The sequence below is a fragment of the Phyllobacterium bourgognense genome, assembly GCF_003337575.1.
GTDB classification, from domain to species: Bacteria; Pseudomonadota; Alphaproteobacteria; order Rhizobiales; family Rhizobiaceae; genus Phyllobacterium; species Phyllobacterium bourgognense.
Genome location: NZ_QPJM01000009.1, coordinates 1 through 14,610, shown reverse-complemented (window position 1 = coordinate 14,610; position 14,610 = coordinate 1). Strand labels below are relative to the sequence as shown.

The 14,610-nt window shown below is 56.6% G+C and carries 16 protein-coding genes, 4 pseudogenes and 1 other annotated feature; of the genes and pseudogenes, 13 read left to right on the top strand and 7 right to left on the bottom strand.

The window, feature by feature from the left end; translation table 11 throughout:
• Window positions 1-2: 2 nt before the first annotated feature.
• The 4 genes from C7476_RS15885 to C7476_RS15870 are packed head-to-tail and all read left to right on the top strand — an operon-like array spanning window position 3 to window position 4,323.
• Window positions 3-953, top strand: a complete 951-nt coding sequence (locus C7476_RS15885; protein WP_210207797.1) for a carbohydrate ABC transporter permease — start codon at window positions 3-5, stop codon at window positions 951-953.
• Window positions 950-1,789, top strand: coding sequence for a carbohydrate ABC transporter permease (locus C7476_RS15880; RefSeq protein ID WP_114430887.1), 840 nt, complete (start codon window positions 950-952; stop codon window positions 1,787-1,789). Before C7476_RS15885 ends, C7476_RS15880 begins: the two co-directional genes overlap by 4 nt.
• 20 nt (window positions 1,790-1,809) lie before the next feature.
• Window positions 1,810-3,342, top strand: coding sequence for a sulfatase (locus tag C7476_RS15875; RefSeq protein ID WP_114430886.1), 1,533 nt, complete (start codon window positions 1,810-1,812; stop codon window positions 3,340-3,342).
• A gap of 3 nt (window positions 3,343-3,345) precedes the next feature.
• Complete coding sequence (locus C7476_RS15870) at window positions 3,346-4,323, top strand: DUF4432 family protein (protein ID WP_114430885.1); 978 nt, start codon at window positions 3,346-3,348, stop codon at window positions 4,321-4,323.
• A 106-nt stretch (window positions 4,324-4,429) separates the two neighbouring features.
• Here C7476_RS15870 and C7476_RS15865 read toward each other — a convergent pair whose 3' ends face one another.
• From C7476_RS15865 to C7476_RS28710, 3 genes and pseudogenes are all read right to left on the bottom strand, one after another.
• Entirely contained in the window at window positions 4,430-4,750 is a 321-nt protein-coding gene (locus C7476_RS15865) for a hypothetical protein (protein ID WP_114430884.1), read from the bottom strand.
• Window positions 4,747-4,989, bottom strand: coding sequence for a hypothetical protein (locus C7476_RS15860; protein WP_114430883.1), 243 nt, complete (start codon window positions 4,987-4,989; stop codon window positions 4,747-4,749). Before C7476_RS15860 ends, C7476_RS15865 begins: the two co-directional genes overlap by 4 nt.
• Window positions 4,990-5,144: 155 nt before the next feature.
• Window positions 5,145-5,200, top strand: a sequence feature (sul1 is cis-regulatory element that is thought to sense ions involved in sulfur or methionine metabolism; They are found in Alphaproteobacteria).
• A 424-nt stretch (window positions 5,201-5,624) separates the two neighbouring features.
• Window positions 5,625-5,732 (bottom strand): annotated as a pseudogene (locus C7476_RS28710) (cold-shock protein); the annotation flags it as partial.
• A gap of 12 nt (window positions 5,733-5,744) precedes the next feature.
• Here C7476_RS28710 and C7476_RS28175 point away from each other — a divergent pair.
• Window positions 5,745-5,951 (top strand): hypothetical protein, encoded by a 207-nt coding sequence (locus C7476_RS28175; protein ID WP_181872478.1) that lies wholly within the window; start codon window positions 5,745-5,747, stop codon window positions 5,949-5,951.
• A gap of 72 nt (window positions 5,952-6,023) precedes the next feature.
• Here C7476_RS28175 and C7476_RS15845 read toward each other — a convergent pair whose 3' ends face one another.
• Window positions 6,024-6,374: an AraC family ligand binding domain-containing protein gene (locus tag C7476_RS15845; protein ID WP_114430881.1), complete on the bottom strand. Its 351-nt coding sequence runs from the start codon at window positions 6,372-6,374 to the stop codon at window positions 6,024-6,026.
• Between the two features lie 434 nt (window positions 6,375-6,808).
• On the opposite strand from C7476_RS15845, the gene C7476_RS15840 reads away from it, so the two are divergent.
• On the top strand, window positions 6,809-7,138 hold the full coding sequence (locus C7476_RS15840; protein ID WP_114430880.1) for a DUF736 domain-containing protein: 330 nt from the start codon (window positions 6,809-6,811) through the stop codon (window positions 7,136-7,138).
• A gap of 285 nt (window positions 7,139-7,423) precedes the next feature.
• On the opposite strand, the pseudogene C7476_RS15835 reads toward C7476_RS15840, so the two are convergent.
• Window positions 7,424-7,537 (bottom strand): annotated as a pseudogene (locus C7476_RS15835) (HU family DNA-binding protein); the annotation flags it as partial.
• 834 nt (window positions 7,538-8,371) lie between these two features.
• On the opposite strand from C7476_RS15835, the gene C7476_RS15825 reads away from it, so the two are divergent.
• From C7476_RS15825 to C7476_RS29410, 4 genes are all read left to right on the top strand, one after another.
• A complete protein-coding gene (locus C7476_RS15825; RefSeq protein WP_245426379.1) occupies window positions 8,372-8,779 on the top strand; it encodes a plasmid mobilization protein in 408 nt (135 codons plus the stop codon).
• Window positions 8,779-11,094, top strand: a complete 2,316-nt coding sequence (locus tag C7476_RS15820; RefSeq protein WP_114430879.1) for a conjugal transfer protein TraA — start codon at window positions 8,779-8,781, stop codon at window positions 11,092-11,094. The genes C7476_RS15825 and C7476_RS15820 overlap by 1 nt, the downstream gene beginning before the upstream one ends.
• A gap of 360 nt (window positions 11,095-11,454) precedes the next feature.
• Entirely contained in the window at window positions 11,455-11,670 is a 216-nt protein-coding gene (locus tag C7476_RS29415; RefSeq protein ID WP_425373997.1) for an Arm DNA-binding domain-containing protein, read from the top strand.
• Entirely contained in the window at window positions 11,621-12,166 is a 546-nt protein-coding gene (locus C7476_RS29410; protein WP_425373993.1) for a phage integrase central domain-containing protein, read from the top strand. Before C7476_RS29415 ends, C7476_RS29410 begins: the two co-directional genes overlap by 50 nt.
• Here C7476_RS29410 and C7476_RS15810 read toward each other — a convergent pair.
• Window positions 12,060-12,422: a hypothetical protein gene (locus tag C7476_RS15810; RefSeq protein WP_114430878.1), complete on the bottom strand. Its 363-nt coding sequence runs from the start codon at window positions 12,420-12,422 to the stop codon at window positions 12,060-12,062. The genes C7476_RS29410 and C7476_RS15810 overlap by 107 nt on opposite strands.
• Before the next feature lie 131 nt (window positions 12,423-12,553).
• Between C7476_RS15810 and C7476_RS15805 the strand changes: the two are divergent.
• A pseudogene (locus tag C7476_RS15805) lies at window positions 12,554-13,224 on the top strand (DUF932 domain-containing protein); the annotation flags it as partial.
• Window positions 13,225-13,335: 111 nt separating this feature from the next.
• Here the strand turns inward: C7476_RS15805 and C7476_RS15800 are convergent.
• The gene (locus C7476_RS15800; protein WP_112532534.1) at window positions 13,336-13,551 is read right to left on the bottom strand and encodes a helix-turn-helix domain-containing protein; all 216 of its coding nucleotides are present in this window, start codon (window positions 13,549-13,551) and stop codon (window positions 13,336-13,338) included.
• Between the two features lie 200 nt (window positions 13,552-13,751).
• Here C7476_RS15800 and C7476_RS15795 point away from each other — a divergent pair, with 200 nt between their 5' ends.
• Both C7476_RS15795 and C7476_RS15790 read left to right on the top strand, forming a co-directional pair.
• Window positions 13,752-14,330, top strand: coding sequence for a helix-turn-helix transcriptional regulator (locus C7476_RS15795; protein WP_114430877.1), 579 nt, complete (start codon window positions 13,752-13,754; stop codon window positions 14,328-14,330).
• A pseudogene (locus C7476_RS15790) lies at window positions 14,327-14,610 on the top strand (hypothetical protein); the annotation flags it as partial. The gene C7476_RS15795 and the pseudogene C7476_RS15790, both read left to right, overlap by 4 nt.

Sequence of the window (14,610 nt, the reverse complement as noted above, 5' to 3'; positions counted from 1 at the left end):
AAGTGTATCTTTCCTCTACGGAAAATGCTCGCTCCGCCAGTCCGGAAGGTCTGGTGGAGAATGGCAGCTTGCAGCCCCTTAACCGTGACCGCTTTTGGAGAAATCTTACGCTAGCGCCTGCGATCCTGTTGTTCCTCGCGCTGACGATCTTGCCGATGGTCAATCTGGCAGTCCTCAGCCTGCACGACATCGATTGGGCGCAAGGGCTCTCAAGCTGGACCTATGTTGGCCTCAAGCATTACGCATCTCTCGCTGCGGATTCACTTTTTAAGGCAAGTATCCTCAATACATTGGTCTTTTCCACCGTGGCCGTTTCCGTCCAGATGGTTCTTGGCTTTGCCCTTGCCTTGCTGACCAGTTCAATTGTCCATGGGCGGCTGTTCTACCGAACGGTATTCCTGTTGCCGATACTTGTCCCGGGTATCATTATCGGTGCTATCTGGAAGTTGATGTTCAGCTTCGATTTCGGCGTGCTGAATCAGATGGCAGGCGCGATTGGCATTATGCCGCGTGACTGGCTGGGGGACGCCACTTATTCCCTTGCTTCGATCATTGTCGTCGACATCTGGCACTGGACGCCGTTCTGTTTCCTGCTTCTGCTCGCGTCACTCGAGACCCTGCCTCAGGATGTTTATGAAGCAAGCGACATCGACGGCGCAACTCGCTGGCAAAGTCTCTGGTACATCACAATCCCCCTGATGCTCCCCGCAATTGCCGTAACTTTCGTTTTCCGTCTGATCCTCGCATTCAAGGTCTTCGATGAAGTCTATCTGCTGACGGGCGGGGGGCCGGGGACATCGACCGAAGTGGTTAGCTTTACCATTTTCCGCCGCTTTTTTACGGAAGACCGGCCGGGCTATGGATCGGCGATGTCGATCACGACGTTCGCCTTCATTGCGCTGATGATCATAGTCGTCTCTGCCGTGACGCGCCGGAAAGGGAGCACGTCATGAGTGCGGCTTACAGTGCCCCCCTCCGTTCGACGCTCTTCCGACACGGGCTTCTGGTTATAGCCGCAGCCCTAGTCCTGTTCCCATTCCTGTGGATTGTGGCAGCCGCCTTCAAGACGCAGATCTCCCTACTGACGGGCCAGCTTCTCTTTCAGCCCACGTTGGCAAATTTCGTGAATGTGCTTTTCTCCAGCACGTCCGACTATGTCCGTAACTTCAGCAACAGTTTGGTGATCGCGAGTGCCAGTACGGTACTTGTTCTCGTGGTGGCGACGCTAGCTGCCTATTCGCTCCAGTGCATGCAGTGGCCCTCGTGGGTGCTACACTCCATGCTGGGCTGGTCCGTGATATTCCATATGGTACCTCCGATCACCCTGGCAGGTGCATGGTACTCGATGTTCCGGACAATTGGGCTCGATAATACCTATACGGGACTCATTCTCGCACATACGACACTTAATCTGCCCATGGCCCTCTGGATGATGGGAGTCTTTGTTCGCGACGTTCCAAAGGAACTGATCGAAGCGGCAAAAATCGATGGTGCCGGAACGCCACGCATCCTGCGCCATGTCATTGTGCCGCTTGTCCGTCCGGGTCTCGCAGCAGCCGGCATATTATCGTTCATCTTCAGCTGGAATGAGTTTGCCGTCGTGCTGACCCTGAGCCAGCGGCAGACCGCCACAGTGCCAGTCGCCATCGGCAAATATGCCCAGGAGAATACCATCGCCTACACCGAGATGGCAGCCGCATCCGTACTTTCGATGATGCCTGCCGTGCTCCTGCTACTCATTGCCCAACGTTTCATTGTCCGCGGCCTGACAACGGGCGCGGTGAAGTAACCGACCGAAGGAATGACATCATGAAAGTTGTTTTCGCGCTTTTCGATTCGCTGAACCGCCATATGCTTGGTCCCTATGGCGGTACGCGCATCCCGACACCGAACTTTGACCGTCTTGCCCAACGTACGATTACCTTTGACAATCACTACGTTGGAAGCATGCCTTGTATGCCAGCCCGACGCGACATGCTAACCGGGCGTCTGAGTTTCCTTCATCGCAGTTGGGGCCCGATGGAGCCTTACGACAATTCGTTCCCGGAGCTGCTTGCTGCCTCCGGCGTCTACAGCCATCTCATCACAGATCACTATCATTACTTCGAGGATGGTGGTGCGACATATCACAACCGGTATGACTCTTATGATTTCGTGCGCGGGCAGGAAGGTGACCGCTGGAAAGCAATGGTGCAACCGCATTGGGACCGGCTCCGCGAAATGTACCATGAGCGCCAATTCTCGGCCAAGAGGCGGGACTACAAGTCTCAACACATCATCAACCGCGGGTTTATCAAAGAAGAAGAAGATTTCCCGTCGGTGCAGGTATTCAAGGCCGGGTTCGATTTTCTCGACCTGAACCGCGAAGCTGACGATTGGATCGTGCAGATAGAAACCTTCGATCCACATGAGCCCTTCTATGCGCCAAAGCGGTTCAAGGACAAATTCGACGCCGGGTGGAACGGACCCATCCGCGATTGGCCGCGATACGGACGAGTGGATGAACTGCCGGAGGAATGCGAGGAACTGCGCGCCAACTACTATGCAACAGTAGCCCTATGCGATTCCTTACTGGGCGATCTGCTGGATTATTTCGATCAGCACGACATGTGGAAGGACACCGCGTTGGTCGTGACCACCGACCACGGTTTCTTGCTGGGAGAACACGATTTCTGGGCCAAGAACCGCATGAACATGTATCAGGAGATCGTTCATATTCCATTGTTCGTGCATGACCCGCGCAAACAGTCCCTTGACGGAACCCGGTGCGGTAACCTAACCCAAACCACCGACTTCGCGGCCACTTTTCTCGACTTCTTTGGTATGGAGCCTGCGGACGAAATGACGGCTCCATCCTTGTTTGCCTCGTTGAACAAGCCGACGCGGGACGGATTGTTGTTTGGATATTTCGGTGGTGCAGTCAACGTCACGGACGGTAGATACAGTTATCACTGCTATCCAGCAGATCTTAAACGGCAGGAAATCAACCAATACACGCTGATGCCTACGCACATCTCCAGTTTCTTCACCACGGAAGAACTGTCCAATGCATCCTTGTCAAAACCGTTCGAGTTCAGCAAAGGCATTCCGCTTCTTAAAATCCCCGTCATCGAACGCTCGCCGATGAATGAACACTATGGACCGGGCGCAATGATTGAGAATGACACGAGACTTTATGATCTGGTTGCGGATCCCGGACAAAACAGTCCCCTTGATGATTCCGCAATGGAGGCCGAGATGTCCACTTTGATGGCCTCCCTCATGCTCGCAAACGAAGCGCCTCCCGAAGCATATCGACGCTTGGAGATCACCGTCCCCGTTATTGAATCCGTGGATATCTGACCCATGTGGCAGGCAGTGCGAGGCGGAAAAGATCTGCGCCCCCTTGTCGGGGACTTGCGGCAGCTTGCATCTGTCCGTCGGATAATCCTCGATGAAGGACCTGAACGTGGCGTTCAGGCGCTGGCGTTTTCCACCGGTGGCGGCCTGGATTTCTGGGTGCTGTGCGATCGAAGCTTTGATATCGGTCCCCTGTGGTGGCGAGGCACGCCGATCGCCTGGCAGAGCCCATCCGGTTTTGCTTCGCCCTACCTGCGCGATCCCCACGGGGATGGCGGGTTCGGCTTTGAACGGTTGTTTTCGGGTTTTCTGGTGACGTGCGGACTGGAACACATCCGTCAACCGGCTGACGGGAAACCGCTGCACGGTCACCTGCCTTTCACACCTGGCAGACTGCTGTCTCATGGTGAGGATTGGGATGCTGCCGAGCCGGTCATTTTCTGTGAAGGTGAGACTACGCAAGCACGGCTTAACGGCGAAAGATTGCGGTTAAAACGCCGGATCGAGGCCCCAATTGGAGGAGCGGTATTGAGGATCACTGATGAGGTCCTCAATATTGGCGGGCGTCATGAAACGGTTTCTATGCTGTACCATATGAACTTCGGTTTCCCTATTGTGGGTTCCGGAACAACCGTGTCATTGAACGACACTCCTCTGCTCGGGCCGCTCCATGACGTTGACCTTGAGGCCCAGCCGACCGTGAGGTGTTTTGAAGTTGGTGATCAAAGCCAAGCGAGATGTGTGATCCGGCGCGAGAAAAGCGGTTTGAGACGCGGGACCGAGGCAATCGTGAGCTGGGAGACTTCCACTTTGCCCCATGCTCAAGTTTGGCACGATCTTCGTCCCTACAGTCAGGTGATCGGAATTGAGCCGGTAACTTCTGCTCGTGAATATCGTATCAACCAGGACGGGACTTCACTTGCACCCGGGAACGCAATGCCCTTCAGCTTAGCGGTTTCGTTTGCAGATTTTGAACCTTACTGATGTCGCGCTTATGCGCCAGATGACTTCGCGCAAGATTGACAAAAAAAGCTCAGTACCTTGGATGCAAGCGCTCACGTAGCTTGGTTTTCCCTTGGCCTCCGTTTCCTCATGGCGAGGAGCTTTCAGGTTGGATCCCCAGCATCAGCCTGAGCCGCCTGATCGCAACGGCGGCCTCCACAAGGATTAGTCGCGTTTCATCGAGATAGCTGAAATCAATTTGGTCGGCATATGTAGTCAGCCTGCCACAAATATCTTCATCGATTTCATACGCCGCGGAACCGTAAGAAGCTAACAGGCTTTGATACGCCTCGATTTGTGTTGCGGCCTCTCTAAGCAAGGATTGCTGTTCCTCCCGTGACAATGCTGCCAGCGTCGGCGCGCTTGTCATCAACCGATGCACAATACCAGGTCCTCGCGACAAGATCATTCCATATCCGGTATTTCTCCTGACTGAAAGATGGTGGTTGGCGGGCCATATTCGCCAATGTTTGGCTCGGCGTCGCGCGACCATGCAATCACGCCGTGATGCTTTCTGGAAAGGTCGCGAGCGCTACGCAGCGCCCGCTCTTCGCTGTCAAATTGCACAGCGTCGAAGGCAGGAGCAAGTTCTCCGTTGTCGGCAAGGTCAAACGCCATGACGACAACGAGTTTCGTCGGTAAAGACATAAGGCTATCCAATATCAATCTGTGGATGTTCCGGCCGAAAACATGGGTGAAGTACGACGTCCCCGAGCGAAGCTAAATCGTACACTGATCGTAGTACCGATTACTGGCCGAACAATTGCAATGATGGCGGTTTGGCTATAAGTGGGCCTTATTCGACTGGACCCGGTACAAATCCGGGTGGCTCTTCCGGCCGCCAATCCGCCGGACAATGCACCTGAAATGACCGCCCTTGGTTGCCGCCCGTTGTTAACAAGTCTTTTGCGTGAATGAGGTACGCTCGTCTGTGATGCCTTTGAGCGGCATTTCGAGGGACGCCAATCCGTGTGGCGATCCGCGGATTGCATCCAGATCTTGTTCGTGAGCCCCAAGATCTGTTCTGGTTTTCCCTATCCGGGTCTGTTCGATCCCGTGCCGTTCTCGTCATCAGCTTCTCGCATCTCCCACGGGCACAAATCATTAAGATGAATCTTTATCGTAACGTCCGTGCTTCGAAAATCGCATAAGGTCTCGTATGGAATACCCAAAAAGTAAAGCGCCACATTAGGGTCAAAAGGTGCCAGACACGACGTCTATGGTAAGTTCGGTGTGCTGCCGCAGACCGTGTCGGGCCCACTCGATTCGAGGCCAACATCGACTCAAAGTATGCGGACGTTTTCGGCTTTCGATTTTCCAGTCTTGCGATCTTGCCCCAAATCGTAACTCACACGTTGCCCTTCGCTCAACGACTCACCCTGAAGGGCCGACGCGAAAGCCCGGTGATACGCATCGAACACCATCTCCTAGCTTTCGCGCTTGTAGGCCCGGGCAAACATCATCCGGCTGTGACAGAGACGGACATGGGCATGCTTGCGCTGCTTGTGGAGACCTGTATCGCCAGGCTTACGAGGCCGATCGGGGCCGATGCCGCGCTGGCGCGAGAGCGCACCGCATCCACGATAAGCGAGAGCGTGGCCATGGGCTAACGCCGTCGCTGTCGCGGCCAAGGACAATAGTCTCGGATACCAGTGGATAGTGAACTTCGCTACGTGCCTGGGCTAAGATTCGGCTTCCTGCCAATGGGGGTAGGTAACGTAAGCGGTCACTGCTCCCTCCTCGTGCGAACGGATGGTTACTCGATCCCCGTCCTGCATGGCGATAATTTCGCCTGGTCCTGCATTGAACGTTTCCCCATTGCTGGTGACCGATACTCCCCCTTCCAGGATTACCATCGTGTCATGTACTGCAATAGTCGTTTCAAGGATTTGGTTGGGTCCGTATCGCCCAAAGCCGACGGTTACCGGCCCACCATGGTGTTGGTCCAGGACATTGCCGGTAAAGATGTCGGCCTGCTGCCCTGGTGAACGCTCGAAAGACACATCCGCGAGGGCAAACTTGTAAACTGTCACGATTTTTCTCCATCGCATCGAGATCGCTTCATTGTCAAAACGACCCGATGACTGTCCGGTTCCGTCGCTCCGAGACTACGACTGTCGGCCGCTTTTCTAGAAGATGCCTCCTGGCACAGTTCGCGAACTCATCGACATGGTTTCGTGGTGTCGATCGAACGATGAGACGTTGACCAAGATCTTCGTCATCTAGCCTGGACAATCCCTTTGTCGTTGTGGGTGTCGATCGATTGGGCACTAGGCCGGCTGTCCGACGTGCAACGGCGCCGACAAATGATTTTCCCCTGGCTTGTCGCCATTCCTCGCGAGACAAAATCATCCGCTGTGCTTTGTCTGCCCCGTCTTCCGCCTTGCTTCGGCCCTTCGGGTGCATCCCGGCCCTTTGCCGGTCCTTATCCGTGTCCATCGACACCGCAAACAAAGGAGATAAAGCGATGACGAACACCCTGATCAACTACATCAAGTTCGATGAAGCCAACAAGACACTCACCGGCAACATTGCCTCCCTGGCATTCGACATCGAGATCACCGGCGAGGCCTTCGCCAGCGACAATGAAAAGGCACCCATCTTCCGCATCTACGGCATGACACCAAGGGGCCGCCACATCGAAATCGGTGGCATCTGGGAAAAAGAAAGTCAGCTCGGCAAGCCCTACCTGACCATGAGCGTCAACACCGGCCACGCCAAGCTCAATGCCAACCTCGGCCGCTACCCCGGACAGGATGACGAAACGCTGCTAGCCATCATCCCCTGGAGGGACTGATCAGCCGGACGGGCCCCCGCTTACCAAGCGGGGGCTTCCCGCGCTTGGGCCTCCTTGGTCCCGTCGATCTCCAGAAGGGGCGACAAGCAAGACAGGTCCAAAGTTCTCCCCGTTTGCGCTTGCTCATGACTAAATGCGGCTACGAGCTTTCCCGGCCAGATTGATGTCGAACTGACCGAGGTGGAAAGGCGAGGAGGCCACCAACTCATCTCGTTCCGGCCAAACGGGGGCCGAGCTTCGAAAAAAGTGCGTACCGGCGCGGTTCTTCTCGTGTCTGGGCAGTACTTACTTGTTCAGCGCATCCTTTAGGGCTTTGGCCGCGATAAAGGTGAGCTTGTTTGCCGCTGCGATCTTTATCTTCTCGCCCGTCGATGGGTTGCGGCCTTCACGCTCCGGTGTTGCCTGTCGGGTAGGAACGATCCGTTGCCGGGTCGCTCCTCCCTAAGAACTGTACGTGCGAGTTTCCCCGCCTACAGCTCAAGCCTCCGCTAAGCCCTGTTTGACCCGAGCCGCCAGTTCTTGTGTATTGGTAGAGTATGCGGATTCACCGGGTCGATCCGTAATTTCCGATGGCAGACAGCGCCTTGCAGCGAATTAGCTGTCCCACATCGGATCAAACGGATTCGCTTCGGCTCGGATTTTTGCAGTGGCGACGACTAGGAACGTCGGATGCATGGAGTAGCGTGACAAGCGTTGTCTTTCCCGCTCCGCCTTTGTTGCTCACCGCCGCGTAGGTTCTTGCCATGGTCGCGTCCATATTCGTGCTAACGATAAACCCATCATGCATCGAAATGACCGATCGGCGCAAGTCAAAACTGAATATATTATGTTCCTCCTTAGGGGTGAGCGCTTTCGGCAATCATTTGCGGAATACAATGTGGAATATGTTCCACACCGCATAAATACACGGGTCAAATGCATGGAGTTCACATACAGAGTGGATGTATTTTCACTCTATATAGAGAGACAAAGCAACTGCTTAGCGCGAGTTTGTCTAGCGGTAAGGCATTTGGCGTAAGGTGCTGCTTGCGCAATCCGCTTCGGTCAGACCGGGCGGATGGAAGGTCTCGATTAGCAAGTCACAGCGATGAATCTAAGGCGATGACTTGAAAAATTGTTACTGAATCGGTACAGTTTGTTTTGGCAGGATACGCAAATTTGTGATACAAATTTGCTGACGATCGACGGACAAGCCGTCGATGCGGCCTGCGGCGAGATTTTGAGGAAGGTCAGGTGAACGGGTCCGCATCGGATAAGAATGACCAAGTTCCCATGGCGGATCGTAAGACCAAGGTCGTCCACGCCCGATTCAGCGCCATGGAAATGGTAAAGATCGAGGACGCCGCACAGGCTGCGGAGCTGACGGTCTCCGCCTTCATGCGGTCGCTGACCCTTGAGGGCGCCGGCGTTCGCCCCTTTTTCACGAAGGAGGATCGCGTCATTCTCAGCGCGCTTCTGGCTGACCTCAGGGCAGTTGGCATCAATCTCAATCAGCATGCCCGCGCCTTGAACCAAAAAAAGCCGCGCACGGATGAGGAGCGCGCGGTGATCGATGATGTTCAGCGGGTCATGGCGGCACTCCTGTACGAGATCGGCTTCTTTGCCGATCGCGGCGCGAGATTGCGAAAGCGGGGAGCGTAGTGGAGTTCTTTCTTGGAGCCTTCACGGCCGAATGGGAGCGGCGGCGGGCAGCCTTGCTCCACGATCTCTCGCTCGGGCGAAGAAAGCCGGATGATGACGAGGAGCGCCGCCGCGGAGGTGTCGCGGCGACGCTAGTTCCCGTCGGCGCGAAGACCGGCAGCCGGTTGCGAGGGGCGAGGTCTTGGCGACCGGGGACAGGTCGCGCTCCATTTGTTGCCGAAAGGCCAATGCGCGCGCGCTTTGAGGGCCTTGCCGCCGGTAGTCAGTCGGCCGTGGTGAAAATGGCTTCGTTCGGCGGTGGTTCGCGGCTGGGCGCCATGATTAATTACGTTTCCCGCAATGGCGAAGTCGTGGTCGAGAACGAGCGTGGCGATCACCTCCGCGGACGCGATCAACTGTCTGCTGTGGGAAGCGAGTGGGATCACCTTCTAAAGAACCGTGCCGCGAGCCGTGACATCGGGTTGTTCGAGATTTCCGTCACGGAAGGGCGCCGTGACGGTGAGGAGGGTATCGAACGGGCGCGCGCGATCGTGAGACAGGGCCTGGGCGATCGCGCTTTCGCTTTGGCAGTGACCATGCGGCCCGATGGCAGCGGGTTCGATATTGAAGGTATCGCCGTGCTTCGAAGTGCCCGGGGCGAGCGATTGAGTGCCGACGAGAAGGCAACGGCGATCGTTCAACGACGTCTTGACGACGCGCGTAGCGGAGTGGCCGGCAGCGCAAGCTTCCGGTTCACCGCTTATGGTAATGGAACGGATTACGGCAGCGGTCGTCTGCGTTCGCTGGTGGAAGCACACAAGGGCAAGGTGTGCGATGAGCAGGGGCGCGAGATCGGTGACCGCAAGCGGGCGGGAGACCTTGTTCAGCTTGAATGGCGCGGTCAGCTCCATAGCCGCAAACCGCGCGATGTCATGCATCTTGTCCTGTCGGCGCGCGCCGGAACCGATGCGCCGGCCTTTCGAGAAGCGGCGCGGGATTTCCTGGGGACGCAGTTTGCCGGGCACCGTTATGTGTTCTCACTTCACGATGCTGCAAGTGACCCGAAGGCGGAGGAAACAGGCGGCAAGCGGCCGCACGTTCACGTCCACGCCATCATCGCCATGCGATCGGACGCAGGTGACAGGATCGAGACGACAATCCCGGCCTTTCGGGAGTGGCGGCTGACAATGGCCGAAAAGGCGCGCGCGCACGGCATCAACATGGAGATGACCGATCGCCGTGATCGCGCGAGCCCCCCTGCTTACTCGAAAAACCAGGTCCGACCGATGAACATGATCGGTCGCACGCAACACGAAGGTACAAGCGCCTCCGCGCAACGCCGATACGACACAAAACGCTCGGATAAGGACAGCTTCCCGCGCACGCCTCGCAGCAAGGCCTATGCCCGAACGGCGCAGCAGGAGTGGCATTCTATCGGCAGTTCCGCGCTATTGCCTACGCAGAAAGACTTTGCCGGGGCTCAGGTAATCCGGTTTGAAGCCCACCCCGCGCGAGCCGAAAGAAAGGCGGTCTGGCAAGGCCAGCCGTCAAATTCTGGCCCCATGACCCGGCCTGAATTCGAAGCCTACGAAAGACGCGTGGAGACTGCACTCTTCCAGGCGGCGCGCTCTTTGCCACCGCATGAACAGGATGGGTTTGAGGAAATTGCCAAGGCGGCGAGGGAACACGTCAATGTGCGCCGCGAAATTGTCGACATGTTGGAACAGCGCGATCGTGATGCTGGCGACGCGCCGGGCCGCAGCCTAGGCGTCAATGAGCGGGAAGACGAGAAGCTGCGATGGAATAATGCTGTCGAGCGACATGGGTTTGCGGCCGCCGAGGTGGCGAACAGACACCTGGTTGAGATCGAACAATCCCGGGGAGCCATCAGCCGAGCTGAGGCGGACAACCAGGATCCGGGCAACGTCACGGCGATGAAACAGGAACTCGAAAAACAACTGATCAAGACCGCTGAGCTTGGCGCGAGCGGAAATGCCCTGATCCGGGAAGTGGCCGAAATTGATGAGGATCTGAAGAACGCGCTCCAGGCTGTGGGACGTGAGCGGCTGAAGGCTGAGCGTGAGCGATCCCCGTCGGGCTCTGAGGCAAACGAAGTGACCGGATTGTCGGTCGGGAGCGCTCCCAACGCGGCGTTAACGCGGGTAGGTGACGACCAAAACCGCGATGCAGACGGTCAGAATACCGGGCAGATGGCAGGTTCCAGTGGCGATACAACAAAGAGCGACCCCGCCAAGCAGCATGTGCCGCGCCTGGAAGAACTGCAACGGGAAGCTGATGAACAAAGAGCGGGCGATCACGATGATCGAGACCGGTAACACGGCATTCGGCATCGTGTTTGTCGTTGTCATGGGGATCGCATTGTTCGACCGTGGGCTGACAATGGCCTGGGCGGCAGTCGTTGGCTGGTTCAACTAAGACCTTTTGGGGAGCGGCCGCGCATTGCGACGACGTCCGGGGGCACCAAGAACCCATTTCAGGACATCTCATTCGCTTCCATAATTGACACAAAAGCCCAGTTTTGTGGGGCTTTTGCCATTCATGGGCTTCCAGATAGTACCAAGACATCCCAGATTTTTGTTGGTATATTTTCTGGTATTCTTCAACACACCCACAAATGTGACGCCGAACGGCTCGAAACTCTGGCGGCTTTCTTACCGACATAACAATAAGCAAAGCTGCTCTCGTTTGGCGTATACCCCGCCGTATCGCTCGCCGACGCCCGCAAAGAGCGCGATGACGCGAAAAAACTATTGGCGGCGGGGTCGATCCTTCTCAACAGGCCAAACTTGACAACATCCATAAACGGGCTTTGGCCGCGAACAGGTTCAACGCTATCGCCGGATGAATTTCTCGCCAAAATCAACGCGAAGGCAAAGCCCCGGCGACATTGACCGCTGGTTACTTGATCAGGTTAGAGCGGCCCTCCACACAAGGCCGATTTCAGAAATCAGCTCTGCCGAAATTCTCGTTCCTTTGCGCAAAGTGGAAGCAAAGGGAAATTATGAGACAGCCCGGCGTTTGCGTTGCACTTACGGCGTCTCAGTCAATGATACCATCCGTTGGCGCTGGTTTTCCCCTGTCGACGGCAAACTGCATGGCGAGTTTCTTGACGCAATCAGGAAGTTTGGTGGCAGCATTGCTAACTGGTGTCTTGCTCTACGTCTGTATCCCGACGTTTACGCTCGCAGCAATAGCTGCGGCTTTTGCGATATCTGTATGCTGCATGTGTCTCGTCCGGCGAGAACCGCTCTCCCTTCGCGATGCACGAAATACAAACGATTCAGAACTGCTTATCGACCGCCATCTGCTTCGACTCGGCGCCATTTACGCACTTCTGTACCTCGGGGGCATGTTGGTAAGCGTTATTGGCCCGAGCTTCGTGTTTGAAGAACTTAAAGGCAGCGCAATAGATTTTGGACAGCTTGAAAGCGCTTGGTCCGCTGGTTCCATTCTGGGTGCTATACTTCTTATACCGCTGGTCCGGATCATAGAGGTTCCGATCTTGCAATTGATCATCCTCGCCCTTACCGCTTTCTCGTTTGCAGCTTTGAAAATGGTGGATCTGCCGCGGGCGCCACTCGCGTTTGCTGTACTTGGCGTACTCTACAATCTGGGCAGGGTTGCCGTTGAGGTCACTCTTCAATCAAGCGTTCCACGATCGACCTTGGGGCGGGCAAAAGGCGCTTTGCACTGTACCGGGATGTTGCTCGGTTTGGTCCTTTTCGGAATCGGAGCAGTGTTTTCCGGTGGAATACACCCCTCTACAATATTTCTGGTATTCGCCGGGAAGGATGGTTCCCGTTCTTCGCCGTGCAGGCGGTTCCGCGCGACGGCACCCGTCACGGACACGCCAAGCACATGCTGCGCCTGCGCCGCGACGACGGCATCGGCAAGCCGGAGGCTGCTGAAGTCATCATCGTCAATTCGCATGACGGAACGAGCAGCTACCAGATGTTCGCCGGATGCTGCGTTTCGTCTGCACCAACAGTCTGGTTGCGGGCGAGCGGTTCGAGGACGTTCGCGTCCCGCACAAAGGCAATATCCAGCATGACATCATCGAAGGCGTTTATACCGTCGCGGAGGATTTCCCGCACCTGATCGACGCCAGTGAGACCATGAAAGAAATCACCCTGTTGGCGGACGAGCGCCGCGTGCTGGCCGAGGCGAGCCTTGTCGCCCGCTATGGTGAGGAGGAAAGCCCCATCCGCCCCGAGCAGATCATCGAGCCGCGTCGTCGCGAGGACGCCGCGCAAAGCCTCTGGATGTCCTACAATGTCATTCAGGAGAATATGATAAGGGGCGGATTGAACGGGCAGCGGCGCATCGCCGAGGGCCGCATTCGCCGCAGTCAGACTCGCGCCATTAACGGCATCGACCAGAATGTGACCCTCAACCGCGCGCTCTGGACGCTGGCCGAGGGTATGCAGCGCCTCAAGACGCGATGACCCGGAAAGCCATAGAGTCTGGTTTCCGGCTCTACGGCTTTCCGCCTTTTAGGCAGTTTTACCACCTATCCGTGGCCCGGATCGAAATTCATGAGTACGAGGGGTCGATTTTCACGAAGATTTTTGGCGCAACAACTCGCACGGATCAACGCCCAGCGCATCGGCTATTTGGCCAAGTACGGTCACGCTGGCCGAGACTTTGCCGCGTTCGATCGCGCCGACATAGCGCATACTCAAATCGGCCCGCGCTGCCAAATCCTCTTGCGTCAGGTTCTTTTCATGGCGAATGCGACGCAGGTTGACCGCCATGGATTCCTTCAGGTCCATGGCAGATGGGAAGCAGAACCGGAACCATCGTTCTAGGAACGATAGTTCCTATTCGTCTCCGATGTGCTATATAGGCCGAGCATTGTAGCGGCAGACCAACGGGTAGGTGCGTTTGGTGATCAAGTTCAGTCGATCGTTGCTTGCTGTTAATGGCTCTCGCGGGATGTACCGCGACATACTCGCTCCACGGGGATTGATAGATGCTCCGCCGAAATGTCCAGCAGCCAGAAACGCCATCGCGCTCGCGTTACCCGCAAGCACCTATGTGCGAATGCCCACATGCTGCTGATCTGTATGTCGGGCGTCAGGTTGTCGTAGTCCGCCTTCAATACGACGTGACGCAAGCTGCGCTCGCCCGCGCTGTCCGGGTAAGCCCCCAGCAACTGCAAAAATATGAGAACGGCAAGAACCGCATCAGTGCGTCCATGCTGTTTGAAATCGCGACATTCCTCGGCGTGCCTGTCAGTCGCTTTTTCGAAGGTCTGCCGGGAAATGAGAAGCAAAGCGGCGAGGTGGCATCGCTTCCCGCCGACGAGCGGATCACATTCATAGCAAGCAGCGAGGGGCGCCGCCTCGTTGAAGGGGTGATGCGGCTGCCTCCCCGCACAAGCCGCCGCGTATCCGCATTCATCGCCGCGTTAGGCGAGGAATTGGCCGCTCTGAACGGCGCCATGGCATGCCCTGTGCCGAAGACAGAAAACGGGTACGGCGGGGCACCGGATACATATGGGGCAGGGCGGACGGGTTCTGCATCCGATGAGGATCGGGGCCGGGCATGACGATGGCTGTGCCGCAACCTGCCTTCAAGGTCGGTGACTGCCGGACAACCTCCCGTGAGCAGAGAACCTGGCACCGCCTGGAGGCCGACCTCGTCCGGCGTAGCGGGCTTAAGAAAGAGGAGACAGCGATCACCTCCAGCCATCATGTCGTCCTTCTCAATGTACAGGGCAACTGCGAGCGCGGCGAATACTTCATAGATGGCAGGAACGCCGGGTTTGTACCCCGAAAGCCCGGCGCAATCCTGTTTGTTCCCGCCGGATGCAGCTGGCGGGGCTGGGA

What these genes read in the sequence shown, in the direction of transcription:
- C7476_RS15875 (WP_114430886.1), top strand. Translation starts at nt 1,810, where the DNA reads ATGAAAGTTGTTTTCGCGCTTTTCGATTCGCTGAACCGCCATATGCTT.
- C7476_RS15880 (WP_114430887.1), top strand. Translation starts at nt 950, where the DNA reads ATGAGTGCGGCTTACAGTGCCCCCCTCCGTTCGACGCTCTTCCGACAC.
- C7476_RS15870 (WP_114430885.1), top strand. Translation starts at nt 3,346, where the DNA reads ATGTGGCAGGCAGTGCGAGGCGGAAAAGATCTGCGCCCCCTTGTCGGG.
- C7476_RS15860 (WP_114430883.1), bottom strand. Translation starts at nt 4,989, where the DNA reads ATGTCTTTACCGACGAAACTCGTTGTCGTCATGGCGTTTGACCTTGCC.
- C7476_RS15800 (WP_112532534.1), bottom strand. Translation starts at nt 13,551, where the DNA reads ATGGACCTGAAGGAATCCATGGCGGTCAACCTGCGTCGCATTCGCCAT.
- C7476_RS15795 (WP_114430877.1), top strand. Translation starts at nt 13,752, where the DNA reads ATGCTCCGCCGAAATGTCCAGCAGCCAGAAACGCCATCGCGCTCGCGT.
- C7476_RS29410 (WP_425373993.1), top strand. Translation starts at nt 11,621, where the DNA reads ATGAATTTCTCGCCAAAATCAACGCGAAGGCAAAGCCCCGGCGACATT.
- C7476_RS15865 (WP_114430884.1), bottom strand. Translation starts at nt 4,750, where the DNA reads ATGATCTTGTCGCGAGGACCTGGTATTGTGCATCGGTTGATGACAAGC.
- C7476_RS15840 (WP_114430880.1), top strand. Translation starts at nt 6,809, where the DNA reads ATGACGAACACCCTGATCAACTACATCAAGTTCGATGAAGCCAACAAG.